The sequence below is a fragment of the Streptomyces sp. NBC_00190 genome, from assembly GCF_036203305.1.
Classification (GTDB): domain Bacteria; phylum Actinomycetota; class Actinomycetes; order Streptomycetales; family Streptomycetaceae; genus Streptomyces.
Genome location: NZ_CP108131.1, coordinates 499833 through 526131 on the forward strand (window position 1 = coordinate 499833; position 26299 = coordinate 526131).

At 70.7% G+C, this 26299-nt stretch carries 22 protein-coding genes and 2 pseudogenes; 16 read left to right on the forward strand and 8 right to left on the reverse strand.

Annotation, left to right across the window (positions count from 1 at the left end; translation table 11 throughout):
* The first annotated feature begins 5 nt into the window (after positions 1-5).
* The 8 genes from OG429_RS02675 (at position 6) to OG429_RS02710 (ending at position 9199) form a co-directional block, all read left to right on the forward strand.
* Complete coding sequence (locus OG429_RS02675; protein ID WP_328923636.1) at positions 6-1199, forward strand: MFS transporter; 1194 nt, start codon at positions 6-8, stop codon at positions 1197-1199.
* Positions 1183-2472 carry a hypothetical protein gene (locus tag OG429_RS02680; protein ID WP_328923637.1) on the forward strand — a complete coding sequence of 430 codons (1290 nt, stop codon included), beginning with the start codon at positions 1183-1185 and terminating at the stop codon, positions 2470-2472. The genes OG429_RS02675 and OG429_RS02680 overlap by 17 nt, the downstream gene beginning before the upstream one ends.
* Complete coding sequence (locus OG429_RS02685; RefSeq protein WP_328923638.1) at positions 2469-4469, forward strand: B12-binding domain-containing radical SAM protein; 2001 nt, start codon at positions 2469-2471, stop codon at positions 4467-4469. The genes OG429_RS02680 and OG429_RS02685 overlap by 4 nt, the downstream gene beginning before the upstream one ends.
* Positions 4469-5404: a multinuclear nonheme iron-dependent oxidase gene (locus OG429_RS02690; RefSeq protein ID WP_328923639.1), complete on the forward strand. Its 936-nt coding sequence runs from the start codon at positions 4469-4471 to the stop codon at positions 5402-5404. Before OG429_RS02685 ends, OG429_RS02690 begins: the two co-directional genes overlap by 1 nt.
* On the forward strand, positions 5394-6209 hold the full coding sequence (locus tag OG429_RS02695; RefSeq protein WP_328923640.1) for a hypothetical protein: 816 nt from the start codon (positions 5394-5396) through the stop codon (positions 6207-6209). Before OG429_RS02690 ends, OG429_RS02695 begins: the two co-directional genes overlap by 11 nt.
* A gap of 29 nt (positions 6210-6238) precedes the next feature.
* Positions 6239-7072 carry a JmjC domain-containing protein gene (locus OG429_RS02700; protein ID WP_328923641.1) on the forward strand — a complete coding sequence of 278 codons (834 nt, stop codon included), beginning with the start codon at positions 6239-6241 and terminating at the stop codon, positions 7070-7072.
* Positions 7073-7083: 11 nt separating this feature from the next.
* On the forward strand, positions 7084-8148 hold the full coding sequence (locus OG429_RS02705; RefSeq protein WP_328923642.1) for an aKG-HExxH-type peptide beta-hydroxylase: 1065 nt from the start codon (positions 7084-7086) through the stop codon (positions 8146-8148).
* Positions 8149-8305: 157 nt separating this feature from the next.
* Complete coding sequence (locus OG429_RS02710) at positions 8306-9199, forward strand: metallopeptidase TldD-related protein (protein WP_328923643.1); 894 nt, start codon at positions 8306-8308, stop codon at positions 9197-9199.
* A gap of 136 nt (positions 9200-9335) precedes the next feature.
* On the opposite strand, the gene OG429_RS02715 is transcribed toward OG429_RS02710, so the two are convergent.
* The gene (locus OG429_RS02715; protein ID WP_328923644.1) at positions 9336-9743 is read right to left on the reverse strand and encodes a hypothetical protein; all 408 of its coding nucleotides are present in this window, start codon (positions 9741-9743) and stop codon (positions 9336-9338) included.
* Between the two features lie 166 nt (positions 9744-9909).
* Here OG429_RS02715 and OG429_RS02720 point away from each other — a divergent pair.
* Positions 9910-10185: pseudogene (locus tag OG429_RS02720) on the forward strand (helix-turn-helix domain-containing protein); the annotation flags it as partial.
* 16 nt (positions 10186-10201) lie between these two features.
* Here the strand turns inward: OG429_RS02720 and OG429_RS02725 are convergent.
* Positions 10202-10960: a DeoR/GlpR family DNA-binding transcription regulator gene (locus OG429_RS02725; RefSeq protein ID WP_328923645.1), complete on the reverse strand. Its 759-nt coding sequence runs from the start codon at positions 10958-10960 to the stop codon at positions 10202-10204.
* Positions 10961-11009: 49 nt separating this feature from the next.
* Here OG429_RS02725 and OG429_RS02730 point away from each other — a divergent pair, with 49 nt between their 5' ends.
* The 3 genes from OG429_RS02730 to OG429_RS02740 are packed head-to-tail and all read left to right on the forward strand — an operon-like array spanning position 11010 to position 12737.
* Positions 11010-11393: a DUF4406 domain-containing protein gene (locus OG429_RS02730; RefSeq protein ID WP_328923646.1), complete on the forward strand. Its 384-nt coding sequence runs from the start codon at positions 11010-11012 to the stop codon at positions 11391-11393.
* Positions 11390-12136, forward strand: a complete 747-nt coding sequence (locus tag OG429_RS02735; protein ID WP_328923647.1) for an NUDIX domain-containing protein — start codon at positions 11390-11392, stop codon at positions 12134-12136. The genes OG429_RS02730 and OG429_RS02735 overlap by 4 nt, the downstream gene beginning before the upstream one ends.
* A gap of 10 nt (positions 12137-12146) precedes the next feature.
* Positions 12147-12737: an SMI1/KNR4 family protein gene (locus OG429_RS02740; protein WP_328923648.1), complete on the forward strand. Its 591-nt coding sequence runs from the start codon at positions 12147-12149 to the stop codon at positions 12735-12737.
* Positions 12738-12830: 93 nt separating this feature from the next.
* On the opposite strand, the gene OG429_RS02745 is transcribed toward OG429_RS02740, so the two are convergent.
* On the reverse strand, positions 12831-13298 hold the full coding sequence (locus tag OG429_RS02745; RefSeq protein WP_328923649.1) for an RICIN domain-containing protein: 468 nt from the start codon (positions 13296-13298) through the stop codon (positions 12831-12833).
* A 148-nt stretch (positions 13299-13446) separates the two neighbouring features.
* Here OG429_RS02745 and OG429_RS02750 point away from each other — a divergent pair, with 148 nt between their 5' ends.
* The 3 genes and pseudogenes from OG429_RS02750 (at position 13447) to OG429_RS02760 (ending at position 19523) form a co-directional block, all read left to right on the forward strand.
* On the forward strand, positions 13447-17223 hold the full coding sequence (locus OG429_RS02750) for an nSTAND1 domain-containing NTPase (RefSeq protein WP_328923650.1): 3777 nt from the start codon (positions 13447-13449) through the stop codon (positions 17221-17223).
* Between the two features lie 179 nt (positions 17224-17402).
* Positions 17403-18497, forward strand: coding sequence for an alpha/beta hydrolase (locus tag OG429_RS02755; protein WP_328923651.1), 1095 nt, complete (start codon positions 17403-17405; stop codon positions 18495-18497).
* Between the two features lie 299 nt (positions 18498-18796).
* A pseudogene (locus OG429_RS02760) lies at positions 18797-19523 on the forward strand (dienelactone hydrolase family protein).
* A 74-nt stretch (positions 19524-19597) separates the two neighbouring features.
* Here OG429_RS02760 and OG429_RS02765 read toward each other — a convergent pair.
* The gene (locus OG429_RS02765; RefSeq protein ID WP_328923653.1) at positions 19598-20650 is read right to left on the reverse strand and encodes a YncE family protein; all 1053 of its coding nucleotides are present in this window, start codon (positions 20648-20650) and stop codon (positions 19598-19600) included.
* Positions 20651-20794: 144 nt separating this feature from the next.
* On the opposite strand from OG429_RS02765, the gene OG429_RS02770 reads away from it, so the two are divergent.
* On the forward strand, positions 20795-21718 hold the full coding sequence (locus OG429_RS02770; RefSeq protein WP_328923654.1) for a LysR family transcriptional regulator: 924 nt from the start codon (positions 20795-20797) through the stop codon (positions 21716-21718).
* 107 nt (positions 21719-21825) lie between these two features.
* Here OG429_RS02770 and OG429_RS02775 read toward each other — a convergent pair whose 3' ends face one another.
* From OG429_RS02775 to OG429_RS02790, 4 genes are all read right to left on the reverse strand, one after another.
* Positions 21826-23592, reverse strand: a complete 1767-nt coding sequence (locus tag OG429_RS02775) for an eCIS core domain-containing protein (RefSeq protein WP_328923655.1) — start codon at positions 23590-23592, stop codon at positions 21826-21828.
* 261 nt (positions 23593-23853) lie between these two features.
* On the reverse strand, positions 23854-24744 hold the full coding sequence (locus OG429_RS02780; RefSeq protein ID WP_328923656.1) for an aldo/keto reductase: 891 nt from the start codon (positions 24742-24744) through the stop codon (positions 23854-23856).
* A gap of 15 nt (positions 24745-24759) precedes the next feature.
* Positions 24760-25698, reverse strand: a complete 939-nt coding sequence (locus OG429_RS02785; RefSeq protein ID WP_328923657.1) for an NAD-dependent epimerase/dehydratase family protein — start codon at positions 25696-25698, stop codon at positions 24760-24762.
* A gap of 233 nt (positions 25699-25931) precedes the next feature.
* A complete protein-coding gene (locus OG429_RS02790; protein ID WP_328923658.1) occupies positions 25932-26252 on the reverse strand; it encodes a hypothetical protein in 321 nt (106 codons plus the stop codon).
* Positions 26253-26299: the final 47 nt, after the last annotated feature.

A 26299-nucleotide genomic window follows, 5' to 3' on the forward strand; every position in this document is an offset into this window, starting at 1 on the left:
CACGGGTGTTCGCACTGATCGCCCTGGCCCTCTTCTGGCACGGAGACCTGAACGCGGTCGTCCTCGCCGTCGCGATCGTCATCGGACTCTGCGAGGCGGTGAGCGAGCCGGCGCTGCTCGTCATCGCGCCTCGCATCCTGCCCGGGAAGGACCCTGCGTCCGGTACCCGTTCGGAGGAGGACGAGGAAGCCGAGGAACACCGGATCACTGCCGCCTACGGGCTGCTGGAGGGCATGCGCAACACCTCGGGCATCGTGGGACCGACGCTGGCTGCCGCACTCATCGCACTGCTCAGCCCGTCGGCAGGCGCGCTCGCCGCCGCCGTGACCTTCGGCCTCTCCGCAGCTGCCACCCGCTGGGCCGGTGGCCGGTATGCGGCGCAGTCCGCCGCGCCGGAAGCCGGTAAGAGCACCGAGGGCTCCCAGGAACTGGCCGGAGGGCAGACCGGGGAACCTGCCGGGGAGCTCGCCGGGCCGGAGCAGCGGAAGGAAGCGGAAGAGCAGGAGCCTGAGGAGCCTCTGCTGCGCTCCGCGCTGGGCGGCCTGGCCGTGCTGTGGCGGGTGCGCTGGCTGCGCTACGTACAGCTGCTGGCCGTGGTGCACGTCCTGTTCGCCGTCGGGCCCTGGATGGTGGCCCTGCCGGTGCTCATCATCGAACGGGGACACAGCGCCACCGTCTACGCGCTGGTCCTCGGTTCCTTCGCGGCGGGAACGGTACTCGGCGCCTTCCTGGGCGGCCGGATCCGAGGCAGCCGCCGCGGTCTGTACGCGCTGGGGCTGCTCGGCCTGTTCGGCCTGACCGCGCTGGCGCCGGTGCTGACGGAATCGGTGCTGCTGCTGACGGCCGCCTTCGTCGTCGGCGGGATCGGCCAGCAGGCCTTCGACGTGGTGAAGATGGCGGGGCTGCGGCGGGAGGTGCCCGATCGGCTGCACGGTCGCGCGTTCTCTGCGGACTTCTTCTTCTCCTTCGCTTCGCTGCCGCTCGGCCAGTTGCTGGGCGCGGCACTGCTCCGCTTCCTCGACGCGGAATCAATCATGCTCTGGGCCGGTGTCCTCGTTCTCGTGACCACCGCCCTGACGATGCTCAGCCCGGACACCCGCCGCTTCGGCTCCGCTCAGCGGAAACCGCAGACGCAGACGCAGACGCAATCAGCGGAGGCCATCTCCGCGGAACGGGCCGAGGATGTCCGGACACGTTGACCTCTTCGAGGAGCACGGTGAGGTGGCGGCCCTCTGGACCGAGGGCCTCTACCGGGACCGCACCGTCGTCTGCTTCGACCGTCACCTCGACCTCAAACCGCTCGCCCCGGGCGGCGAGGAGGCCCTGAGCCGGGCGGCCGCCCGGGGCGAGGACCCAGCCGGGCTGTTACGAAGGCTCCCGGTCCGGGGCGTTGCCGGCGCCTTCGGGCTGGACGACTTCTGGTCGGCGGCCGCGATCGCCGGCGGACTCACCGATCTGGTGTGGGTGCCGAGCTGGACCTCCCACGAAGGCTGGGCAGGGACCGCGGTGGACTCCGTCTCGCTGATCGCCACGGGCGGCGCCGAGGCCGAACCCAGGATGAGCGACTGCTGCCTGACCGTCCGGCTGTGCGGGGTGCGGCTCGCCGTCGTACCGCCCGATCTGCTCACCCGGCATCTCGTGGCGCACGTGTCCCACGACGTCGTGGTCGACATCGACCTGGACTGGCTGATGGACGAGCACGGCCGGGCGGACCATTCCGTGGAGGACCTCGCCGGACTGGTCACCGCCTGTGGCGGTGAGCTGTCAGCGATGACCTGGTCGACCCGGTCCGGTTTCCTGCCCCACGAGTTCCGCCGGGTCGGCGACGACGTCGCCGCACGGCTGGGCCTGCGGGCCCGTACCTCCTCCTTCCTGCCCTCGACGCCCTGGCCGGAGGACCTGCTGCTCAACGTCCACCGGGGGAACGCGCTGCCTGCGGACGAGGACGAGGACAAGGACGGTACGGGGACGGCGGAGCGCGGCAGCAGTACCGAGGCCGCGCCCGGCGTGGCGATCGCGCTGCGCGGTCTGGCCCTCGCCTCCCAGAGCCCGGCGCAGGCCCAGGGGTTCTACGAACGGGCCGCAGCCGACGGGTACCGGTCGAGCTGGCTCGCGTACAAGATCGGTATCGCCCACTACGCGCGGGGAGGGCACCGGACGGCCAGGAACTGGCTGCGCGAGGCGATCGCCGTCGACGGCCGGGACACCCTGGCGATGCACGCGCGCATCATGTCGGTGCGGGCCACTGCCCGGCTCGACGGTCCCGGCCCGGCCCTGGACGAGCTGCGCGGCCTGGCCGACGAACTGCCGCTACGGGCCGGGGTCTGGCGCACGCTGCGACTGCTCGCGCAGCACGCGGGCGACCGGGAGGGCGCGGTCGCGGCCGGCCGGCGCCTGGAGCTGATCGGCGGGCTGACCGGCCCGCAGGGCGTCGGCCCGCGCGCTGCGGGGACGGGCACGGAGCAGGTATGACGGGCGGCCCGGGCAGTGACGTACTGCTGGTGATGCCGCCGGTGAGCGAAGCGGTGCAGTTCCCGTACCTCGCGCTTCCGCAGCTCACCGCGGCGTGGACGGCCCAGGGCTACGGCGTGGTCTGCTGCGATCTGAACCTTGAATACCGCGACGCGGTCCTGCGTCGGCGCCCGGCGGGCGAGGACCTGGCGGGCAGGGACCCCGAGCGGCCCGGGTCCGGCGCAGGGCTGCGGCCCCCTGCCAAGGAGGTCTTCCGTCGCGTCTCCGATCGCTACCGGGAGCATCACGGCCAGCGGCTGCTGGACCGGTCCCGCGACCGCACCTCCGGCTTCGACCAGGAGGTGGCGATCCGCGCGATCGTCCGCTACGTCACCCAGCAGGCCACCCGGGACGGGTGGATGCTGCCCGGTCCCGTCCTGATGTCCCGGCTGGACGAGCTGGTGCGGGCCGGTACCCAGGGCTGGTCTGCTCGCTGGGGCGCCGACCGTCTCGAAGCACTGCTGGACGAACACCGGTCCAGGGTCCTGGCGTTCTCCGTACCGTTCTTCAGCCAGCTCGTTCCCACGTTCGCGCTGTGCACGCTGCTCAAGCAGCGGCGTCCCGAGCAACGGATCATGGTCGGCGGGCCCACGGTGCAGATGTGGGAGAAGGCGCTGCGCCACAGGGTCGCGTCGGCGCGTCTCGTCGACCACTGGTGCCTCGGGCACGGCGAGGACTATCTCGCGAAGGTCCTCGGCGGGCCGATGCCCGCCGGCCCGCAGCCGCTTGCCGCGGAACAGGAACCCGGGCCGGAACACGGCCTGGAGTCGGCACTGCAGGTGGAGCCGGAGCCGCGGCTGGAGGTGGCCGGGCTTGCGGACGGCTTCGTGCTGAACGACCAGCCGATGCCGGACTTCGGCCAGTTCGACTTCGCCGACTACAGCAACCAGGCCCACCAGTTCCCCTACCGGCTCACCGTCGGCTGCTTCTGGGGAAAGTGCACGTTCTGTTCGTACGGCAACCGCTACCACGACGCCCGGGCCTTCCAGCAAATCGCCCCGGAGGCGGCCGCCGCGCATCTGGTCGCGCTCGCCGCCCGGCTGGGCATCACGGATGTGGCGGTCACCGACGAGAACACCGGACTGCGGCATCTGATCCGCGTGATGCAGGCGGTACGCGACCAGGGCGTTTCGCTGACCTTCCGCGTCCGGGCCCGGCTCGAACCGGAGCTGGCTGAGCTGGAGTTCTGCAAGCGGCTGTACGAACTTGGCTGCGTGCAGATGTCGGCCGGGTACGAAACCGACCAGCAGGACATCCTCGACTCCCTGCGGAAGGGCCAGGATGCCCGGCACGCTGAGCTGGCCGTGGGGAATCTGACCGCGGCCGGGATCACCACCAATCTGTCCTTCATGGACGGCTTCGCTCATCCGGCCGCCGCGCAGGCGTACCGCGACACGGTCGAGGTCATCCAGCGCCATCCCGAGGACATGGGCCTCGACACCATGCAGCTGCTCGTCGCCGAGCCGGGAAGCCATCTGTGGGAGAGCCGCCGGATCCGGCAGGACGACGAATACCTGGTCACCAACGAGGGCCTGGCCTTCGCCTCGGGACGCATCGGCGGCGCCCTGCTCGACGAAGCGGCGACCGAAGAAGCCCGGCAGCGGCTGCTGCGCATGGCGGTGGAGGCCGTTCCCGACGCGGAGCGTGCGAGCCGGCCCGACCTCGCGCAGCGCCCGGAGACGGCGCGCGGGGCGGGGGCAGGGGCGGGGGCCGGGCCGTTGACGACGGCCAGGGCGCGGGTGAAACCGCGGTTCGGCGTCGCCCTGGACGTGGTACGCGAACAGTGGTTCCTGGCCGATGTCGCCTGGCCCCGGATGGCGGCCCTGCCACCGGGGGTGGAGCGCACCACCGACGGCCGGCTCACCGCCGAGGGCCCGGAGGCCCGGCGCTGGCTCTCGCGCATGGTGGACAAACGACTGCTCGTACTGGATCAGCCGGGAGTGGAGGGGGTCTCCTGATGGAGAAACTGGGACTTGGCCTGGGCATGGACCTCGTCTGGGGCGAACGGATCGGTTTCGACAAGGCCGGCGAGGGACGCCCCACGGACCAGGTGACGGCGTTCCTCGGGCGGAGCGCGCAGGAGTACGACTACATGTTCGTCGCCTTCCAGCCCATCGACTACGGACCGCTGGAGCCGGAGCGCTACTTCCCGGCCTACGACCGGCTCTTCGAACTGTTCGGCGCGGGCCGTCCGCGCGCGTTCCACCACACGATGCTCAACACCGGAAGTCCCGAGGGCTACGAGAAGGCCGCGATCGCCGACTTCACCAACGCCCTCATCGAGCGCTACGGGTTCCGTTGGGTGATCGAGGACCTCGGCATATGGTCCCTGGGCGGCCGGAGCCTGCCGTATCCGATGCCGCCGGTACTGACCGCCGAGGGGCTGCGGCGCTGCGTCAGCCATGTCGGCGAGTGGGTCGAGCGGCTGGACGCGCCGCTGTCGGTGGAGTTCCCGGGCTTCACCGAGGGCGGCAGCTTTCTGGTGGGGACCATGGACGCCTTCGAGTTCTTCGACACGGTGATCCGCGAGACGGGTGCGCTCGCCACGGTCGACATCGGGCACATCCTCGCCTACCAATGGCTGATGGGGCGCACCGGGGAGCGCATGCTCGACGGGCTGGAGGCCCTGCCCCTGGACCGCTGCCACGAGGTACACCTGTCGGGCTGCCAGATCGTCGACGGGCGCTTCCGGGACCTGCACCACGGGGTGCTGCTCGACGAGCAGTTGACCCTGCTCGAACATCTTCTGCCGAGGATGCCGCGGCTGGCCGGCGTCACGTACGAGGACCCGAAGTTCGACGCCGCCGGGGAGCTCGTGCCGAAGTCGCGGCCGAATGCCGAGCGGCTCTTCTCCCTGGTGCGGGCGTGGAAGGAGGAGACCCGTGCTGCCTGATCACCTGCCTGGGCCGGCTCACCGCCCGACCGAGTCCGGGCGGCACGAGCGCATCCTGCACGTGCTGGACCGGCTGCTGCACGACAAGTCCGTACGCACCGCCTTCATCGAGGGCGGGCCGTCCCATCCTGGGCTGGGACTCGACGCGGATCTGATCACCGCCTTCGAGCGGGTCGACGTACGGGAACTCGCCCAGGTCGGGCGGAACATCCGCTCGGAGGTGGTCAGCGGCGGGACCGGTACGGGGCCCGGCCTGGGGCGGATCTTCCCCCGGTCGCTGGAGGTCGTCCGCGAGCGCACCGGCCGTACGCCCCATGAGATCGCAGAACTCTTCATCGCCTCACCGCAGTTCCAGGAGTTCCGGGATGTTCCCTTCTCGCCCGCGGGGCGGGGCAGGCTGCTTCCGGAGTGCTTCCACCGATTCGTGGCGGAGTCCGGGCTGTCCGGACCTTCCGGCGCGCTGGGTGAGGCGGCGGGCGTGGAGCCGCTCGTCCACCACGAGGCGGCGGTGGCCGTGGCCCAGGCGATCGCCACCGGGGCCGGTGCGACCTTCGACGTCGGGCTGGCGGGCTCTGCGGTGCACGAGGGGACGCTGTACGCGTTCCGCGACTATGCCGAGGCGCCGGCCGCATGGGGTCTGGTTCCCACGATGTATCTCGCCGCTCCGGACCGCTGTGTCATCGGCGGCGGAAGCCGGGCGGTCTTCGATGCGCTCGTCGCGGTCCTCACCGGACGCGGCGAGGAGCTCGCGCCGAAGGTCCGCGAGGCGCTGGAAAACCGGCTGGGTGCCTGGGGGTTGCGATGAGCGGGAACAGCGGAAGGGGTGGGGCGAGCGTGACGGACGAATCGTGTCTGCCGGGTGATTCGGGGCTGGTGGGCGAGTCGGGGCTGGTCGAGAGCCGGGAACTGGACGTCGATCTCTTCTACCGCGAGTTCTGGCGCCGCCGGCCGGTGGTGTGGCGGGGCTGCGGGGACGATTTCCTCTCCCCCGCCCTCGACTGGTCCGACATCGAGGCGCTGGAACGGCGGCTGGCGGACGAGCCCCAGCGCAAGCCTGACGAGCCGAAGGCGGACGTGCACCGGCGCGAGGACGGCCAGGTGCTGTTCGTCAACCAGGCGCAGCACGCGCTGAGCGAACTCGCCGAAGCCTGCGCGGCTTTGGCAGAGCGCTTCGGTTGGGAGCAGTGCACCGCCGATCTTTCGGTGACGCGGGGCCGGGGCGCCGGCATCGGCTGTCACTTCGACCACAGCGACAACTTCGTCGTCCAGCAGCTGGGGTCGAAGAACTGGCTGGTCGGCCTTCCGGAGCACACTTCGCAGGAGCGGCAGCGCAAACGGATGCTGGAGACGAAGGGCTTCGTTCCGTCGGGCCGACTGCCCGAGACGCCCTTCCAGGTCGAACTGACCCCGGGCGACGTGCTGTACCTCCCGGTGTTCGCCCCGCACGAAGGAACCGAGGGGGCGCAGCAGGACGGCGGTTCGGTGAGCGTCTCCTTCTCCTACAACGCGGAATCCGCCCTGAACCAGTACCTCCGGCCGCTGCTGCGCCGACTGTCGGAGGAGGAGGCCTGGTGGGGGCCTCTGCCGCCCGGTGGCGCCGACCTCGACCGGCTTGAGGGGGCGCTGGTGCGGGCCCTGCGGACCGTGGCCCGGGCCCGGAAGATCTAGGTGGGAGAACCATGCGCGTAAAGGATCTGGCAGCGGACAGGTCGGCGGCTGGGCTGCCGGACCTGTCGCTGATCGTGCTCGCCGAAGGGCCCGAGGCCATAGCGGCCAATACGCGGCTGAACCGAGTGGTCGCCAGGCAGTACCTGGTCCGCGCACTGCGCGCCGTCCAGCGGCTGGACGCGGAGCACCGCTCGGACCCGGCGCTGACGGCGGTCCGCGAATTGCTGGACGGCATGGACGTGGACGCGGCTCTGCACTGGGCGCTGCGGCCGGAGGTGACCGGCTGGATCTGGCGCAGCGAGGTGGGCGCCGCGGATCCGGCGCGGCTGCTGCGCCTGCTCGCAGACTGTCTGGCGTACGAGTCGGCCGCGGCTCCCGCCTTCGTACGGCTGGGCGGCGGGGGGCCGGGCGGCGCTTCGGCACCGGTGGTCACCGGGGACGGTCTCGCTCAGGGGTCGCTCCTGCTCGGCTGGGCCTCGGAGGGCGACGAGGAGGCCGTCCGGCTCGATCCTGTACGTGCCCGCTCGTTCGCCTCACGTCTGCAGGCGGCGGCGGACATCCTGGAGCAGGTGTGGCCCGAGGGGCTGGCCGTGGTCGCGACCGACATCCGGGCCTTCGGAGCGCTGGGCGGCCATCGCGGGCTGAAGCCGCTGAACTTCAGCGTGCACGGGCTGCGCGGGCTCGTCCTGACCAGCGAGCGCCCCGCGTACATGCTGGCGCAGTCGCTCGTGCACGAGGCCACCCATCAGCGCTTCAGTGGAGTGCTGGACTGCGTGTCGCTCGTGCGGAATCCCAAGGCGACCCACTACTCGCCGTTCGTCGACGCCGAGCGCCCTCTCGGGCACATCCTGCACGGCATCCTGTCCTTCATCAACGACGCGTACGCCGCCGGGCGTTACCAGCCGACGGAGAGCGATCCCATCGAGCTGGACCGCCTGGAGCGCTACCGGCTCCAGAAGGCGGGGCAGCTGCGGACCGCCGAGAAGAACCTGCTGGAGGCGGCCGAGCTGACACCGGCCGGTGAGCAGCTCATGGCCGGCTGCCAGGAGGCGATCAGCAGGCTGAGCCGTGGGTGACGCCCTCCCCGAAACTGCTGGGGTGACCTTCGGGGATCCAGTTGGTGACCCTCTCGGGGATCCGCTCGGGGATCCGCTCCCGGGCGCGCTCAGGGAGGCCGCGGAACTGCTCGGCCGGGGGGCGGAGATTTCCTCGGGGGAAGGGGACGACGGACTGGTGCGCGTCCACATCAGGCTCGGCCCCGCGCGCCACGGCCATACTCCACAGTGGGGGGTCGCGGCCTACGACCGCGGTTTCGTGGCCGGCGAAATCCAGCGGGGCGTCCGCCAGTTGCGGTCCGACCGCGCGCTGCTGGCCCTGCGGACGCCGCTCACGCAGCCACTGTCGGGGGCCGCGCTCCTCTCCCCCGCCGCGGCCGGGGTGTTCGTGCACGAATGCTTCGGCCACACCAGCGAGGCGGACAACTACCTGGCCCAGGAGGCCTCGGCCGACCGGGTCCTGGGTGATCGCTGGACCGCAGCCCCGCTGACGGTCCGGGACACTCCCGGGGCCCGTCCGTACGCGGGCAGTTACCGCGAGGACGACGAAGGAACCCCGGCCCGTACGGTCACGCTGCTGACGGAGGGCCGCTGGACGGGCCTGCTGACCCACCGGGCCACCCGTCGGCTGAGCGGGGGCCGGAGCACCGGGCACGGCCGGGGTGGTGCCGGGGCCTCCGTGCCCCGGTGCAGTGTGCTGGACGTCGAGCCGGGACCGTACTCACCGACGGAGCTTCTGCGGCAGATGGGTGACGGCTGGCTGCTGGGCACCGCCGTCGGCGGGTACTCGGTACGCGGGCTGCTGATCCTCGAACTGCTGTGGGTGCGCCGGGTGCGGGCGGGCCAACTCACGGACGAGGTGCTGGGTCCCGCAGTCGTCTGCGCGAAGAAGTCCGCGCTGGCCGCCCAGGTAACCGCCGTTGGCAACGACGTTTCGGTGAACAGCTCCCCGTACACCTGCGTCAAGGAGGGCCATGAGGTCGGCTCGACCCTGATCAGCCCTTCGCTGCTGTTGAACCGCTGCGTACTGCGCCCGCTGGACCAGCTGGAACGGGCGCAGGGCAGGCCCTGAGGCGCGACGTCGGCCCAGAGCTGCCGCTTTCCTCGGTCCGTCGTTGTTGAAGGTCCACACCCGGGCTCCGAGCGTCAGGCCCCCATCACGGTGCCGGGAACTGACAGGGCAGCGGGCCTTGATGCCTGGGTTCGTGTCACGGGGTACGTCGTCGCGGGTTGACACCGAGGACGCTGGACAGCGCCTGGCCCAGGGCCAGCACGCTCAGGCCGAACATCAGGACACCCAAGGGGACATGGAGCGCCGGCTTGTGCGCGATGCCGAGGACCACCTGCACCGAGGCGAGTGCGAGGAAGCCGGACGCGTACAGGATGGGCCGTGGCGAGCCGCCGCCCGGCCGCCACGCCAGGATCGCGGCGAGTACGTACAGCATCGTCGCGCCGTACATCACGCGCGCTCCGACGCCGTGCAGCGTCTCGCCGTAGGACGTGGACAGCAGCAGTCCGGCGGAAGCCGCCTGGAAGAAGAGGGTCAAGGTCTGCAAGGCGATCGAGACCTGCAGAAACGTGAATCTGCCCGGCGCTGTCGTCGTCTGTACGGCCATGATGTGGTCCTCACTTCAATCTCGCGGCGGTGGATCGGTGGTGTCTCGGTAGTCCGACGACGCAGGCCCGCGAAATGTGAGGTGAGGCGCCGGCCTCATAGTCCGGTGCTGTGTTTCGTCGACGGTACGGGGGTCCGAGCTTCGCCGTACTGGCCGGTGATGAGCCGAGACGCTCGCCCTGTCCGACCTCGCCGCTCACGCCGGCATGAGCGTCCGTACGTTCAGCCGCCGCTTCCGCGCCGAGGTCGGCACCACTCCCGGCCAGTGGCTCACCCGGCAACGCGTCGACCTCGCACGTCACTTCCTGGAGACCACCGACTGGCCCGTCGACCTCGTCGCCCAGCGCGCCGGCATCGGGACGGGCGCCTGCCTGCGCCAGCACCTCCACACGGCCATCGGTATCAGCCCCCACGTCTACCGCCGCACCTTCCGCACCGGCTAGTACGCCAGGAACCGAGTCAGCCGGCCGCCAGGATCTCCACGCCGTGCGCGGTGAGTTGGTCGAGGACCGGGTGGCCGGGGTCGGCGTCGGTGATCAGTCCGCTGATGTCCTCCCAGGGCAGGACGCGGAACCGGGAGGCGGTGCCGATCTTCTCGGACGAGGCGAGGACGTAGGTGTCCGCGGCCCGTGCGGCCAGAGCCCGCTTCATCGCGGCTTCCTCGGCGTCGCCGGTGGTCAGCCCCGCCTGTGGGTGGACGCCGGCGACGCCGAGCAGGCACAGGTCGGCGGAGACGTTCTGGGCGGCCTCGACCGCGGCCGCGCCGCAGGTGACCGCCGAGTGCTTGAAGAGGCGGCCGCCGAGGAGGAAGACCTCGGCCCGGGGGTGGTCGAGCAGTGCGGCCGCGATCGTCGGGCTGTGGGTGATCACGGTGCAGGCCAGGTCCGGCGGGAGGGCGTGGGCGACGGCGAGGGCGGTGGTGCCGCCGTCCAGGATCACGGCGCTGCCGGGCCGCACGAGCGCGGCGGCGACCGCGGCGACCTGCCGTTTGCCGTCAGGGGTGACGGTCTGCCGGGCGGCGTAGTCGGCGATGGCCGGGGACACGGGAAGGGCCCCGCCGTAGACCCGCTGGCACAGTCCGTCGGCGGCCATGTCGCGCAGGTCGCGGCGCACGCTGTCCTCGGAGATTCCCAGGTCCGCGGCGACGTCCTTGGCGACGATCTTGCCCTCTCGGGCGAGCAGGCCCAGAAGGTGGTCACGTCTCTCGGCAGCCAGCATCCGCATTCTCTCCTGTTCTTGCACGTTTCTGCGTGTACTGTAGCGCACCATGACCGACAAGCCCATGCTCGTCCTCATCGCCGGCCCCTACCGCTCCGGCACCGGTGGCGACCCGCAGGCGATGGCCGCCAACCTCGCCCGCCTCGAAGCCGCAGCCTGGCCGGTGTTCGCCGCCGGCCACGTCCCCGTGATCGGGGAGTGGGTCGCCCTGCCCGTCCTGCGCTCGGCCGGCGCAGGCCCCACCGATGCCCTCGCCGACCAGGTCCTCTATCCGGCCGCCGAGCGCCTGCTCGCCCACTGCGACGCCGTACTCCGACTCCCCGGCGACTCCACAGGAGCGGATCAGGACGTCGCCACCGCCCGCCGCCGCGGCCTGCCCGTCTACCACGACATCAACGAGATCCCACGCCGCACCCCGCAGGAGACCGCGTGAACACCCGCCCCGGCATCGATACCCCCGACCATCGCGGCCGCACGGGCCTCGACCACGCCGGCCGGGACCTGGACCGCAATCCCGGCGTGGTGGTCCGCGACGTGGAGCTCACCTCCCAGGGCTGGCACGTCCTGCGCCGCACCACCTTCGACTACCGGCGCCGCGACGGACGCTGGGTCACCCAGCAGCGCGAGACCTACGACCGCGGAAACGGCGCGGTCGTCCTCCCCTACGACGCCGAACGCGGCCGCGTGCTGCTCACCCGTCAGTTCCGCTATCCGGCCTACGTCAACGACCACCCGGACGGCATGCTCATCGAGGCCGCGGCCGGGCTCCTCGACGGCGAGGACCCGCTCGCCGCCATCCGGCGCGAGAGCACCGAGGAACTCGGTGTCACGCTCGGCTCGCTCACCCACGTCCTCGACGCCTACATGAGCCCGGGCTCCGTCACCGAGCGCCTGCACTTCTACGCCGCCCCCTACACCCCGGCCGACCGGACCGGAAACGGCGGCGGACTCGAGGAGGACGGCGAGGACATCCACGTACTCGAACTGCCCTTCACCGACGCCCTCGCCATGGTCCGCGACGGACGCATCACCGACGGCAAGACCATCCTGCTCCTGCAATGGGCTGCCCTGGACGGGCCCTTCGCCGCCACAACGGGCAGGGCGGCGGCGCGGCCGCCGACGCCACCGGTGACCCCCGATGACCTGCAGACCCCGCGAGCGGACGGTCGGCTCTAGGCTCGGCACCATGCATCATCCGTCCATACCCGCGCCGTTGACCGAGGCCGAGCTGGCCATGGCCGAGCACGAGCTCGGTGTGTCCTTCCCGGCCGCATACCGCGCGTATCTGCAGGAGGCGAAGCCTGCCAAGCGCGTGTTCCAACCGTGCCGAAAGGAGTGGGGCTGGGACTGGGGCGCTGACCGTGACACGCCGGCGGAGCTGCTGGCGCTGCCCTTCCCCCACCCCGACTCCTACTTGATCGCGAACGCCGAACTGGACGCGCGCGAACCGCGACTGGAGGAATTCGCCGACGAGCAGGCCTACGCCGCCGCCTGGCAGACCTGGGACCAGGAGTACGAGGTCTTCCAGGACCACAAGACCGCAGGAGCCGTGATCCTGCAGGACAACGGCTGTGGCTTCTACACGCTGCTGGCAGTCACCGGCCCTCTCGCCGGCACAGTGTGGTGGGACGGCCGCGCCACCTGCGACCTGATCGTCCCGCTGTCTCTCGATCACGCGGGCAGCGCCCGCCCGGCCACGTTCAGCGAGTGGCTTCGCCACGGTTCCTGGGAATTGCTGCCCCCGGGCTGGGGTCAGTCCCCACGCTCCGCCCCGTAGGCCCACTCTTTCGACATCATCTCGGACAGCGCTGTCGGCGCGATCGCGACCGAGCCCCGGCCCGGCACGCGATGTGCCGGGCCGGGCCCTCGTTCAGAAGTCCCAGCTCTGGCTCCGCGCGCCGTTGCAGCTCCAGCTCACCAGGAGCTGGCCGTTCTCAGGCCGGCCGCCCAGGATGTCGAGGCACTTCCCGTTCACCCGGTTTCGGATCTCGCTGCCGTTGCGGAACCACTTCTGGTGGAGACCGCCGTTGCAGTCCCACATGGCCACCGAGCCCTGGTCACCCAGATGGGGACCGTAGATCTCCAGGCACTTGCCGTTCATGCTGGAGCGGATCTGCTCACCGTCCCAGCGCCACTGCTGGTTGGTGTTGCCGGTGCAGTCCCACGTCACGGTGGAGGAGCCGTTCTCCTGGTGGAACATGAAGATGTCGACGCACCTTCCGTTCAGGTTGGACTTGAGCAGCGGCGCCGCGGCGAAAGCGGGCGCGCCCGTCAAAGCAGCGCCGGCCAGCAGCCCGGTGGCCGCCGCCAGCAGCATCAGTCGTCGGACAGACCTCATGGTGTCTCCTTCGTATCGCCCTTGCGCGGTTGCGCTGGCCCATCTCTAGCCGCCGGTTGATGTCCGGCGCCGGAACGGGGATTCCGGACATCAAAAGCTGGACAAACACCACCCATCACGACTGCGGAAAGGCGCAGAGAGGAAGGCAATGCCACGCCCCGAACGCCCGCTCGACCTGGACACCGGTCCGCTGACACGGTTCGCGGCCGACCTTCGGAAGCTGCGCGAGGCGGCGGGACGGCCGCCATATCGGGCACTGGCCAAGAAGGCGCACTATTCGTCCACGACGCTGTCGGACGCAGCGGGCGGGTACAGGTTTCCGAGCCTTGGCGTCACGCTCGCGTATGTCGAGGCGTGTCAGGGTGACCACCGCGAATGGGAAACCCGATGGCATGCGGTCGCCGCCGAGATCGCCGCGAGCGCACACGGCGATGAGCCCGGGGAAACCAGCCGGCAGAGCACACCGTACGCGGGGCTGTCGGCGTTCCAGCCGGAAGACGCCGACCGCTTCTTCGGGCGCGAGCGGCTGACCGACGAGGTGCTCGCGAAGGTGCGTGACCACCGGTTCCTGGCGGTCTTCGGGCCGTCCGGAGTGGGGAAGTCCTCGTTGTTGCGTGCGGGGCTCGTCGCCCGCGCGCGGGCATCGGAGTGGCCGGTGATGCTGTTCACACCGGGTCCGCACCCCGTGGAGGAGTGCGCGATCCAGCTCGCCGCGGCAACGGGAGAGGCTCCCGGCGCGCTGGTGACCGAGCTGATGGACGATCCCGTGGCGCTGCACCTGCGGATCCGGCAAGCCGTGATCGACCGCACACCGGACGTCGACACGCTGATCGTTGTCGACCAGTTCGAGGAGGTCTTCACCCTCTGCAGGGACCGGGACGAACGAGACGCGTTCATCGGCATGCTGATCGCGGCCAGCACGGCGGCGACCAGCCGGACCCGGGTGGTACTCGGCGTGCGCGCCGACTTCTACGGCCACTGCGTCCAGGACCCCCGGCTGGTCGGGGCGATGCGCGACGCGCAGATCGCGGTCGGTCCGATGAGCAGCCAGGAGCTGCGCGAGGCCATCACCCGACCGGCCGTGCTCGCCGACTGCACCGTGACCGGCCCGCTGCTGGCGGCCGTGGTCGCGGACGCGACCGGCCAGCCGGGTGCGTTGCCACTGGTCTCGCACGCGATGGCCGAGACCTGGCGCCGCCGCAGCGGCAGCCGCCTGACCCTGGACGGGTATCTGGCGGCCGGCGGCATCCAGCACGCGCTCGCACACACCGCCGAGGCCGCCTACCAGGCGCTGTCGCCGGTGCAGCAGGACCTCGCCAGATCGCTGTTCCTCCGGCTGACCGCGCTGGGCGACGGTACTGAGGACACCAGGCGCCGGATCACCAGGGAGGAGCTGGACCCGAACCCCGACACCGCCTACGTGCTCGAATCCCTCGCCCGGCAACGTCTGGTGACGCTGGACCAGGGGTGCGTCGAGATCACCCACGAGGCGGTCATCCGGTGCTGGCCGAGGCTGCGCGCCTGGCTGACCGAGGACCGGGACCGGCTGATCCTGCACCGGCAGCTCACCGACGCGACCGCCGATTGGGAGGCGCAGGACCGCGACCCGCACGCCTTGTACCGGGGTGCCCGCCTGGCCGCGGCGCTGGACCTGACCGCCGCGGAAGGCAGCCGGCTGACCTCCAAGGAACGGCGCTTCCTCGATGCGAGTCAGGAAGCGCAGGCCGGCGAGATGGCGGCGGTCAGGCGACGGGCGGTCCGCCTGCGGCAGCTGGTCACACTGCTCACCGTGCTGGTGGTCATTGCAGCGACCGCGGGCGGGCTGGCCATCGACTCGCGGGACTCGGCCATCCAGCAGCGCAACGTGGCCCTCGGGCGGAAGGCCGCCGCGGACGCGGCCGAGGTGCGGCAGCAAAACCCCTCGCTCGCGGCGCAGCTGAACCTGGCCGCGTACCGGCTGGCAGCCACCGGCGACGTCCGCGACCAGCTCATGAGCACGTTCGCGACGCCGTACACGAGTCGGCTCACCGGCCACACCTCCGACGTGGTCTCGGTCTCCGTCGCCCCGAAGGGCACGGTCCTGGCCACCGCGAGCTGGGACCGCACGGTCCGGCTGTGGGACATCGGGGACGCCCACCACCCAGTGCAGTTGGCCGTCCTGAACCAGTCGGAGCGGCTGAGGTCGGTGGCGTTCGGTGAGGGCGGCCGGATCCTGGCCACGGCGAGCGACCGATCGGTGCGGCTGTGGGACGTGGCGAACCCGCGTGCGCCCGTCGAGCTGAGCACTTTGCCGGACCAGCCGTCCGCCCCGTCGTGGGTGGCGTACCGGCCGGGCGGCGTCATCGCCACCGGCCACACCGACGGCGCGGTACGGCTGTGGAACGTGAACGATCCCCACCACCCGCGGCTGCTGGCCACCCTGCCGGGCCACACCGGCACGGTCACCTCGGTGACGTTCAGCCCGGACGGCCGCACGCTGGCTACGACCGGCGACACCACCGCCAGGCTGTGGAATGTCATCGATACCGCCCATCCGGTCCTCCTCGACGTCCTGCGCGGGCACACCGACACGGTGACCTCGGCCGCCTTCAGCCCTGACGGCGGGACCGTGGCGACCGGGAGCTGGGATCGCACCGCACGGGTGTGGGACATCGGCAGCAGCCCGCGGACGCAGCCGCCGGCCGTCCTGCTCGGCCATCCCGCGATCGTCTGGTCGGTGGCATTCAGTCCGGACGGCAGCACGCTCGTCTCGGTAGGCGGGTCCACCCAGTTCTGGGATGTCGCCGCCCCGGCAAACCCGAAGCGGGTCAGTACGCTTGAGGGCGGGTTCTACCAAGCCGCGTTCACCCCGGACGGCCGCGTGCTCGCCAACTCCGACCGGCTCCTGGACGTGCGGGACCTATCGCTCGCGACCCATGACGACGTGGTCACGTCCCTGGCGTTCGGCCCCGGCGGCCACCTGCTCGCCAGCGCCAGCTGGGACGGCACCGCACGCCTGTGGCAGGTCACCGGCGGCCGGGCCCTGTGGCCGCTGTCGGTCCTGCACGGACACACCAAGTTCGTCCGGTCCGTGGCGTTCAGCCCGGACGGGCGAACCCTCGTCACCGCCAGCGAGGACACCACCGTCCGCGTCTGGGACGTGACCGATCCACGCAGGCCGCACCTGGCATCGGTCCTCTCCCCCGGCGCCGGCGAAGTCGGCGGCGCCGGCTTCGGCCCGGACGGCCGCCTGCTGGCCGTCTGGGCACAAGGTACGGCCGGACTGTGGGACCTGACCGATCCCGGCAGTCCCCGGAAACTGAGCCGGATCGCCGAAGACGGGCCGGACGTCACGATGGCCTCGTTCCGGCCGGACGGCCGCACGCTGGTGACGAGCACCGGCGAGTCCGGTTCGCTGCGGTTCTGGGACATCAGCGATCCGCGCAGCCCCAGGGAACTGCCGTCCCCGTTCCGATCCGACCCTCTGACCGGCGGCGTATTCAGCCCCGACAACCGGAGACTGGCCGCCTTCCACCGAAAGGACAGGACGGTCTGGCTGATTGACGCCGACGACATCGACCGCCTGGCGAAGGTGACGCAGCTACCGGCGTCCGGCTCCCTGCTCTACACGTTGGTCTTCGACGCGGACGGCCGCCGTCTGGCCGCCGGCGCCGCGGACAGCAAGGCCCTGCTGTGGGACGTGAGCGGTGCGGCGACTCCCGCTGTCCTCACCGGCCACTCGAACCCCGTACCGGCCGTGGCGTTCAGCCCGGACGGCACGTCCCTGGCCACCGGCGGAAACGACTTCACGATCCGGCTTTGGGACACCGGCCTGGACAGGGTCGCCGCACGCGTCTGCGACAGCGCGTACCCCCGGATCACCAGAGCGCAATGGGCGCAGTACTTCCCGGCGGTCGACTTCAACCCACCCTGCCCCGCCACATGACGTCCGCCACCACCCGTCCCGAACTCCCGCCAGTGGACGGGCGTGCGGACGCATTCATTTGAAGCCTAAACGACATTTATTGCATGTTTTTGCAACCTGAGGGTCGAGGAACGCATCCAAAGAGGAGGACCCACCCGTTCTGCCCGCCCAGGGCAGCCGCACTGTTCGGAGCGAAGTTCGTGCACGAGTACCCGCAGTCGCAGCAGCCCAGGCGATCCCGCAAGAAGGTGTGGATCGGCTCCGCAGTGGCCGTGGCCCTGCTCGCCGGCGCCGGCTCCGGGTTGATCTACTGGACGACGGACTGGTTCGACGGGAACGGCGAGTCCGTCGGCTACGGGAAGCCCGCTGCCGGAGCGGACAAGGACAAGAACAAGGAGACCGGGGGCGGGAAGCAGGCCTCCGCGCCGAGCGCGGACCCGGACGTGTCCCTCCCCACCGGTCCGTTCACCGACTTCAAGCAGACGGTCAAGCTGGAGGACGGCACCCGCATATCCAAGGCCCGGGTGAAGGGCGCCAAGTCCGGCTTCGACGGCAGCGTCTGGGTGTGGACGCCCAAGGAGTACGACCGCCCCGAGTACGCGAAGAGCGCCTTCCCGGTCATGATCGCGCTGCCCGGAGGCAACGGGAACGCCGACAACTACTGGGCGACCATGCCGAAGCTGGGCCTCCAGACGGCCGTCGCCGAGGGCGCCGCAGCCGGCAAGAGCCTCCCGTTCATCCTGGTCATGCCGCTCCTCAACCCGGACAGCAAGTACTACTACGACGGCTCCGACATCCCCGGTCAGGCCAAGATGGGCACCTGGATCGGCGAGGACGTACCCGACCTCGCCCGGGCCAACTTCCGTACGTACAAGTCCCGCGACGGCTGGGCCTTCATGGGCAACTCCTCCGGCGCCTTCGTCGGCCTCAAGCAGCTTCTGCAGAAGCCGGACCGCTTCCGGGCCGTCATCGCCAACGGCGGCGAGATCGTCCCGGACTCCCCGCTCTGGAAGGGCCACCAGGCGGAAATGGACGCTAACAACCCCGAGAAGCTCGCCCCGAAGCTGATCAACGGCAAGGGCCCCGAGGTGGACGTCCTCTTCCAATACGGCACCAAGGAGGGCGGCCGCGACCGGATGGAGAAGTTCCAGCAGCAGTTCGGCAAGGGCCCGATCAAGGTCACGATCCACGAGATACAGGGCGGCGACCACAACGGCTGGGACTACGTCCGAGGCATGAAGGAAGGCCCCCTGGAACAGCTCAGCAAGCTGATGAAGGGCCCGAAGCCGCAGTAGGTGCAGGTAGACGGCCCCGGCACGCCCCGCGTCGCAGGGCCCCACCTCGGGAAGCCCCGATGCGAACCCAAGTTGCTCTTGGTCGTGTTCCGGCTCCGTGGTATCCGGTCACGGAGCCCGCTCAAAAACCCGTTTGGCGGACCACGGCGACCGCTGTTACGTTTCCGCAGGCCGTGCGAGAGAACGAGGAGGTGGTACCCGTGAACGCAGTATCGACATGGGTGCTCTCCTCCGGGGTCACGGTCGGGCGATAGGTCGTCCGGGAGCGCCGTTCAACAGCACTCCCGAAAGGCACGACCATGGCCCTTCACTTCACTTCTGAAGCGCCTCGACGACGGCGTCCTCGAGCGCGAATTCACCCTCGGCGAGATCCCCGGCACCCTGTGGACGCCTGAATCCGCCGCACCGGTCCCGCTGATCCTGATGGCCCACAACAACGGCCTGCCCAAGGGGGCGGCCCGGCTGGTGGCCCGGGCCCGGCATTGCGCTGCGTACGGCTACGCGGTGGCCGCCATCGACGCCGCCGGGTGCGGCGACCGGCCCCGTTCCGCCGCCGACGAACAGGCTCGCGCCGACCTCCGCCGGGCGATGCAGGTCGGCGAGCCGGTCGACGAAATCTTCGAGTCCCTGGTCGGCCCGCTGGTCGAAAAGGCGGTCCCGGAATGGCGGACCACCCTGGACGCCCTCCTTGCGCTGCCCGAGATCGGCGGCTCGGTCGGGTACTCGGGGTGGACCGCCGTCGGCATCCGCCTTGCGGCGGTCGAGCCGCGCATCGCGGCCGCCGGTTTCTTCGCCGGGGGTTTCGTGCCCCGCGCCCAGCGCGAGGAGGCCCCGCAGGTCACCGTTCCGCTGCTGTTCCTGCTGCAGTGGGACGACGAGGGGAACCCCCGGCAGCGGGCCCTTGACCTGTTCGACGCCTTCGGCAGCAAGGAGAAGACGCTGCACGCCAATCTGGGCGGACACGTCGGTACCCCGTGGTTCGAGGTGGAGGACGGGAACCGGTTCTTCGCCCGGCACCTGAAGTAAGGCCGGACCCTCGGGCCAGCAGTCCGGGAGCCGAGGCCCCGCCGGCGGGCGACCCACGCCCGCCGGCACGGCGATCAGGCAGGGCGCGGGATATACGCCAGGCCGTGCGCGCCGGGCTCGCCGAGCTTGGCGATGTCCAGCCGGGCCAGGCGATCCAGCGTCTCCAGGTCGACGATGTCGACGGTGGACGAGACGACGCAGGCCACATAGGCGAGTCGGCCGTCGGGAGACGAGGTGATGGTCAGCGGGAAGAGCCCCACCTCGACCTCGCCCAACTGCTTGCGGGTGTCGGCGGAGAACACCGTGAGGCGGCCCGGTGCATGGCGTCCGAGTTGCGCCCCCGGGTCGGCCGTCATGCGCAACTCGCCCGCGAGCAGCTTGCCCGTCGACGTCAGGTGCACCGGCAGGATGACGTTCTCCGTGGGAAGGATGTCGACGACGGACGCCGTCCGGGTGTCGATCACGCGGATACCGGTGGCCGGCCGTTCCTCGGCGGTGCCGGAGAAGTTGCTGTAGGGCGCGGCGACGAAGGCGTGCGTGCCGTCGGCGGAGACGGCGAGTCCCTCACTGCCCGGTACCTCGACCTTCGCGGTGAGGACGCCCCGCTCGAGGTCGACGACCGACACGAACGGCGCCTCCTTGTTGGTGGCGTAACCCGTCCTCCCCACCGGGTCGATGGCGAACCAGTGCGGGCCGGGCGCGTCCGTGTCGATCCTGCCCACGGGCCGGCGGGTCGCCGTGTCGATCACCACGACACCGCCGGGCCGGTCCTCGGCGCCCTCCACGCTGACGTAGAGCAGCCCGCGCACCGGGTCTAGTGCCAGGCCGTGCGGCCCGTGTTCCGGGGCGAGGTCGACGACCTCGACGATGCGGCGGGTGTCGGGGTCGATGACGGCCAGTTCGGTGCGCCGGCCGCCGTTCGCGTGGTAGTAGCCCGAGTGGTACGTGAGCGTGCACCACACCAGTCGTTGCGTCGCATCGAAGCACAACTCGTGGGGCTCGGCGGGGACGTGCACATCGCCGAGGTGCCGGTCGGAGGCGGCGTCGAAGAACGAGACGGTCGGTCCGCTCTGACTGACGACGGCCAGGACATCGCCTTCTCGACCGGTACGGGGGGACTGCTGCACAGCGGCTCCTTGAAAGGGGTGAAGGGAGGAATGCCACGCGTTTTCGCGGCGTCTCCACTCTCCGCGCCGGAGGGTGCCACAACAATGCAAAGATTGACACTCAATCATTGCCGCAGACGTAAACCTGCAGTTCAGGAGCCACTGATGGATCTCAACCTGCTTCGAGTCCTGGACGCCCTGCTCCAGGAGAACAGCGTGACCCGCGCCGCGGAGCGCCTCGGTACCTCGCCCGCGGCGGTCAGCCGTACCCTGGCCCGGCTCCGCCGTACCGTCGGCGACCCGCTGCTGGTCCGGGCCGGCCAGGGGCTGGTCCCGACCCCGCGCGCCGTGGAACTCCGGGAGGAGGTGGGCGCGTTGCTGCGCGGTTGCGACGGCGTCCTGCGGCCCGGCACCGGGTTCGACGCCGCGCACCTCCAGCGCACCTTCACGGTGCAGGCCACCGACCTGCTCCTGGTGGGCGTGGCCGGGAACCTGACCGAGCGGATCCACGCGGAGGCCCCGCAGGTGGACGTCGTCTTCCTGCCGGAGGCGATGGAGGGCGGTCCCGGTCTGCGGCAGGGCTGGGTGGACGTCGAACTGGGTGTCCTGGGACACCTGGACCCGGAGATCCGGACCCGGCAGCTCACCCGCAGGCCGCTGGTCGGCATCGCCCGCAGCGGGCATCCCCTCTTCGGCGGGCGGATCGACGCCCGCCGTTTCGCCGCGGCCGACCACATCGGCATCTCCCGGCTCGGCAAACGCCTCGGGCCCATCGACAGCGCCCTCGCGGAACTCGGACTGCGCCGCCGGACGGCGGTCGTCGTGCCCAGCCACACGAGCGCGATGATGCTCGCCCGGGACACCGACCTCGTCGCGCTCAGCCTGGCCGACTGGCTCCCCGACACCATCTCGGCCATGGGCCTGCGGACGTTCCCCGTCCCCCTCGACCTGGAACCCCTGGACCTCGGGATGGCCTGGCACCCCCGCAACTCGGCGGACCCGGGGCACCGCTGGTTCCGCGAACACCTTGCGTCCGCCGTCCTGGCCCCGGCCGGGCCGGGGCCGGCAGCCGCTCGAACTCTCAGCTGACCGCGCCCTGCCCATCCCGCCTCGCGCTGCCCGGCGGGATGGCTCAGGTGACATCGGTCAGCGCTGGCCAGCGCTGCTCAGCCGACCATTGGGTGGCGGCTTGTGGGTCACGGGACCAGCCCCGCGTTGCGGAGCGCGGTGAGGCCCTCCGGATAGTTCGTGCTGATGTGGGCCAGGACATCGGCGTCCGAGACGGTGATCTGCTTGTGTGCGGCGCACTCCTGGAGCCAGACGATTCCGGGCTGGACGCTCAGACTCTTGAAGCTGCTCTTGCCGTCGCTGCCCTGGAAGCCGTACTTCTTGTGGTTGCCGGTGAGCCACTGGATGACCGCGGCGGTGTCCTTGGGAAGTGGTTCGAGTGCCGTGACGGCAGGCGTCTGGCCCCTGCCCGCGATCGCGGTGGCCACGTCGGATGCGCTGGAGTTGCCGGCGAGCACCCCGGCCTTGTAGAGCGCCAGGCAGGCCCTCATGTACTCCTGGCGGCGTGCCGCGTTCGTGTTGCCCGTCACGCTGTCGGCCGCGTTGCGGGCGTGGTCGAGGAGGGAGGGGGAGGTCTTGAGGATGTCCTGGCGCATGAAGTTCATGGACACCTCGAACCGCCCGCGCTCCACCCAGTAGTTCGCGAAGATCATGGGGTCGTTCGTGATGGCGGGGCTGCCCGCGGCCTGCCACTTGGCCGCGTTCGACTCGACCGTCTGTGCCGTCACCTGCGGATAGGCGATCTCGGCCACGTACGGCTTGGTCTGCCAGCCGGAGCCGTCCTTCTCGAAGATGTGCCCCAGGCTCTTCGCGGACGTGATGTCGTACCAGGCGACGTCGCTCCCGTCGAGCTGGAGGACGACATCGGGACGGGTGTTGCCGTGGGTGACCTGCATGGCCACGGAGAAGGTGAGGCCGGAGGCCGGACCGGTCCAGGATTTCCGCTCGGTGAGGAACACCTTGGTGGCGAGGGACTCGATGGCGTAGCCGGCCATGGCCGGGACCATCGCGGCTATCTCCGCCTTCTTCGCCGGTGTGGCCTGGAGGTATTCCTGCCACTGCTCCGACCACCGGCCCAGATATCCGTCCGTCAGCGCGAGATTGGCGTCGGTCGGGTTCTGGGTGGCCTGGAGCCAGGCGATCTGGACGGCAGCGTCGAGCTTCTCGCCGAAGCCCACCAGGTCCTTCCCGACCTCCTCGCTGGGGAGCTGGCCGGACGTCGGGTAGGGGTGGATGGAGCGCTGGACGGACTCCGTGCCGCCGCCGGTCCGTTCGGCCGGGCCCTGCGTCGCCCGGCCGGGCACCGGTCCGCTCAGGACCCTGGTGGCGTTGGCCTCCGCCTCCCGCTCGAAGCGGTCCGACGGGTCCGAGACGCGCAGCCCCGACCCGTTGTCCGTGCCGGCCACCGGGCCCTGCCGCTGCTGGATGACGTGGGTCAGCTCATGGGCCAGGGTATGCCGGTCGGCGCCGCCCTCGCCGATGACGACGTGGCTGCCGGAGGTGTAGGCGCGGGCGCCGACCTCCGCCGCGGAAGCGCGGGCCGCCCCGCCGGTGTGGATCCGTACGTCGGAGAAGTCGGCGCCGAGGCGGGCTTCCATCTCGCTGCGCGTGGCGTCGTCGAGGGGGTTGCCCGGGGTGCGCAGGACGTCATGGACGGTGGAGCGCTGTACGGGGTGCTCGGTCTGCTGGTGGTTGCAGTCGGCGCCGTGCTGGTGCCGTTCCTGGGCCTCTGGGTGTCCGGCCCGGCGGAGCATCTGGACGACTGCCGCGTTGCCGACGCTGCCCTGCAACGCGAGGAGGCCCGGGGGCGGCGCCGGGCTCGCGGCCTGGGGTTGGCGAGCCGGTGCCCGGCCCTTCCGTGCCTCGGCAGACCTGGCCCGTTCTTCGGCGTGCATGCGACCTCTTCCTCGGCGAGCAGACGACTCCCCTCTGGATATCTGAGGCGCGGGCGGTCGGGCCATGTACAGGAGGGCAGAGCAGGGGCAACGTGCGTGGGCCGTACAGGCGCATGGCCATGGCGCGCCAGGCCATCAGCCCGAGTCCGGCCCGGCGGACGATCAGTTCGGAGTGCTGCGGCGGCCATTGACAGTCGAGACCGTCGAATGTGACGGCAACCAGCCCCCAGCGGTGTGCGGGCCTCGTGATCCGGCCCGGCCTCACCCGATCCCAGACGCTCCCTCCTCCAGCTGCGCCAGCTCCTCGGTGCTGAGCGTGAGCGCGGTTGCCCTGGCCGAGTCGGTGATGGAGGCCGGGCGGCTGGCTCCTGGTACCGGGATCACGGCAGATGAGTGGGCGAGCAGCCAGGCCAGGGTGATCTGCTGGGGGCTGACGCCGCGCTCGGCTGCGATGCGGTGGAAGGCGGTACCGATGGAGGTGGGACCGGAAGGGCCGTCGAGGGAGCTGCGCGAGATGCCGCCAAGTGGGCTCCAGGGCAGGAAGGCCAATCCCAGCTGTGCGCTCAGCTGCAGCTCGGGCTCGCTGTCACGGACGGCGGGCGAGTACTGGTTCTGCACGGAAACGAGTCCGTCGCCGAGGATGTGATGCGCTTGGCGGATCTGGGCCGAAGTCACGTTGGAGATTCCCGCGGCGCGGATCGTGCCGGCGTCGAGCAGCTCGCGCAGCGCGCCGACGGACTCTGCCCAGGGTACGGCCGGGTCCGGCTTGTGCAGCTGGTAGAGGCCGATGGCGTCACCACCGAGGCGCTTGGCGGAGGCTTCGGCGGCTTGCTTGAGGTGTGCGGGGGTGGCGGTGACGGTCCAGCTGCCGTCGCCGGGACGGCCGCGGCCGCCCTTGGTGGCCACCAGGACGTCTGAGGTGTCGCCGCCGTAGCGGGCCAGGGCGCGGGCGATCAGCTGCTCGTTGTGGCCTGCCTCGTCGGCGTGCCAGTGGTAGCTGTCGGCGGTGTCGATGAGTGTGACGCCGGCGTCGAGGGCGGCGTGGATGGTGGCGATCGCCCGCGGTTCGTCGGGGCGGTGCTCGATGGACAGGGGCATGGCGCCCAGGCCGATGGCGCTGACGGAGGTGTGGGCGATGGTGCGGTACTGCATGGCGGCTCAAATTCCTCAGGCGGTGGGTGACGGCTGGGCGGTGAGGGCTTCGGCGATGGCGCCGGGCAGCCAATCGGTGGTGCGGGAGAAGCGGAAGCCCAGCGCCTTCGCGCGGGCGTTGCTCATGGCGTAGTGGCGGTCCGAGGAGAACGGCGAAGCGTCCTCGCCCGCTGGGACGGTCCGGTGGACGGGCTCCCGGCCGACCTGCGTGGCGATGACCGCGGCGAGGTCGTGCACATCGAGCAGGCCGTCGGAGCAGGCGTTGACCGGGCCGGTGAAGTCGGCTGTGGTTGCCCACAGCAGCAGGTCCGCCAGCTCCTCGTAGTGGATGAAGACCGTGGGCAGCGCCTTCGCGTGCACAGTGATCTCTTCGCCCTGGGTGATGCGCCCGGTGTAGTGCGCCAGCCGGCCGGTGAACTCCTGCGCGCCGCCGCCGAGCACATGGGCGCTGCGCACGCTGGCGAACTCGAAGTCGTCGGAGCGGGTGAGGACGGCCTCCGCCTGGCGCTTGCCCTCGGCGTAGTGCGCCTCCAGGTACGCGTCGTCGTTCCAGGGAAGGTCCATGGCCACCGGCCAGGTGGCCGGGTCCACGACCTCCTCCCGCACCGGCGTGCCGGTAGGCACAGCCGGCAGCACGGCGGTCGCGGGGTCGTAGACCTCGATCGTGGAGGTCATGACGTAGCGCCGGGTGCGGGCGGCAAAGGTGCGGGCGGCGATGGCCGCCTGTACCGGGGTGTAGCAGACCTGGTCCACCACGACGTCGAAGGTTCGGGCGTCGAGCACGGCCTTCAGGGCGGCCTCGTCGTTTCGGTCGACAACGAGGTGCTCGACACCGGCGGGCGGCGGGGTGGAACCGCGATTGATCACAGTGACCTGGTGCCCCGCGGCCTGCAGGCGCTTGACCAGGAGCTTTCCGAAGTACCGGCTTCCGCCGATGACGCAGATCTTTGACATGCCCCCATCCTGGAGACCCGACATCATCAGCAGAAGTCCTGACCTGCTGGTTACGTATTAAGTGAAACTGTTGATCGATGTGCAGCGGCTCGCATCGTGCGGGCGGTGGAATCGGCCCGGTGTCAGCTGTGTGTGGATCGGTACGCCCATTGTCAGAGGCTGCTGGCAGCATCGCCGCCATGAACGTCAACGGAACTCGTGCGGCTACCCGGGACCTGCTGTGCGGCCGCTGTCTAGGCCAGGACTCCGGGGCCGTTGAGGCGTGTTGCGTCGTGCCATCGGTCGTTCGATCGGGAGATCCGGCACGTGGCAGAGTGGTAATCCAGCGGTCGGTCGTTCAGCAGCTTGATCCGAACGAGGCGCTCCAGCGCCCGCCGGTCCCGGTCGTTCAGCTCGTCCCCGGCACCGATCATCGCCAGCGCGTGCAACGCATGGCGGCGCAGTGTCCCCGGACCGTTTCGCCGTATCTCCAGCAGGCCGCTGGCCCCTTCGGATCCGAGCGCCCTCAGGTCCTTTTCGGCCTGCCACACGGCATCTTGTCGGGCGATCTGCAACAGGAGTGACTCAAGGGTCGGTTCTGCGTACTCATGACGCCGACCCT

Excerpts from the sequence above, each read along its gene's own strand:
- OG429_RS02740 (WP_328923648.1), top strand. The coding sequence starts at position 12,147 with ATGCATCATCCGTCCATACCCGCGCCGTTGACCGAGGCCGAGCTGGCC.
- OG429_RS02770 (WP_328923654.1), top strand. The coding sequence starts at position 20,795 with ATGGATCTCAACCTGCTTCGAGTCCTGGACGCCCTGCTCCAGGAGAAC.
- OG429_RS02745 (WP_328923649.1), bottom strand. The coding sequence starts at position 13,298 with ATGAGGTCTGTCCGACGACTGATGCTGCTGGCGGCGGCCACCGGGCTG.
- OG429_RS02715 (WP_328923644.1), bottom strand. The coding sequence starts at position 9,743 with ATGGCCGTACAGACGACGACAGCGCCGGGCAGATTCACGTTTCTGCAG.
- OG429_RS02690 (WP_328923639.1), top strand. The coding sequence starts at position 4,469 with ATGGAGAAACTGGGACTTGGCCTGGGCATGGACCTCGTCTGGGGCGAA.
- OG429_RS02685 (WP_328923638.1), top strand. The coding sequence starts at position 2,469 with ATGACGGGCGGCCCGGGCAGTGACGTACTGCTGGTGATGCCGCCGGTG.
- OG429_RS02775 (WP_328923655.1), bottom strand. The coding sequence starts at position 23,592 with ATGCACGCCGAAGAACGGGCCAGGTCTGCCGAGGCACGGAAGGGCCGG.
- OG429_RS02705 (WP_328923642.1), top strand. The coding sequence starts at position 7,084 with ATGCGCGTAAAGGATCTGGCAGCGGACAGGTCGGCGGCTGGGCTGCCG.
- OG429_RS02785 (WP_328923657.1), bottom strand. The coding sequence starts at position 25,698 with ATGTCAAAGATCTGCGTCATCGGCGGAAGCCGGTACTTCGGAAAGCTC.
- OG429_RS02750 (WP_328923650.1), top strand. The coding sequence starts at position 13,447 with ATGCCACGCCCCGAACGCCCGCTCGACCTGGACACCGGTCCGCTGACA.
- OG429_RS02780 (WP_328923656.1), bottom strand. The coding sequence starts at position 24,744 with ATGCAGTACCGCACCATCGCCCACACCTCCGTCAGCGCCATCGGCCTG.
- OG429_RS02725 (WP_328923645.1), bottom strand. The coding sequence starts at position 10,960 with ATGCTGGCTGCCGAGAGACGTGACCACCTTCTGGGCCTGCTCGCCCGA.
- OG429_RS02730 (WP_328923646.1), top strand. The coding sequence starts at position 11,010 with ATGACCGACAAGCCCATGCTCGTCCTCATCGCCGGCCCCTACCGCTCC.
- OG429_RS02680 (WP_328923637.1), top strand. The coding sequence starts at position 1,183 with ATGTCCGGACACGTTGACCTCTTCGAGGAGCACGGTGAGGTGGCGGCC.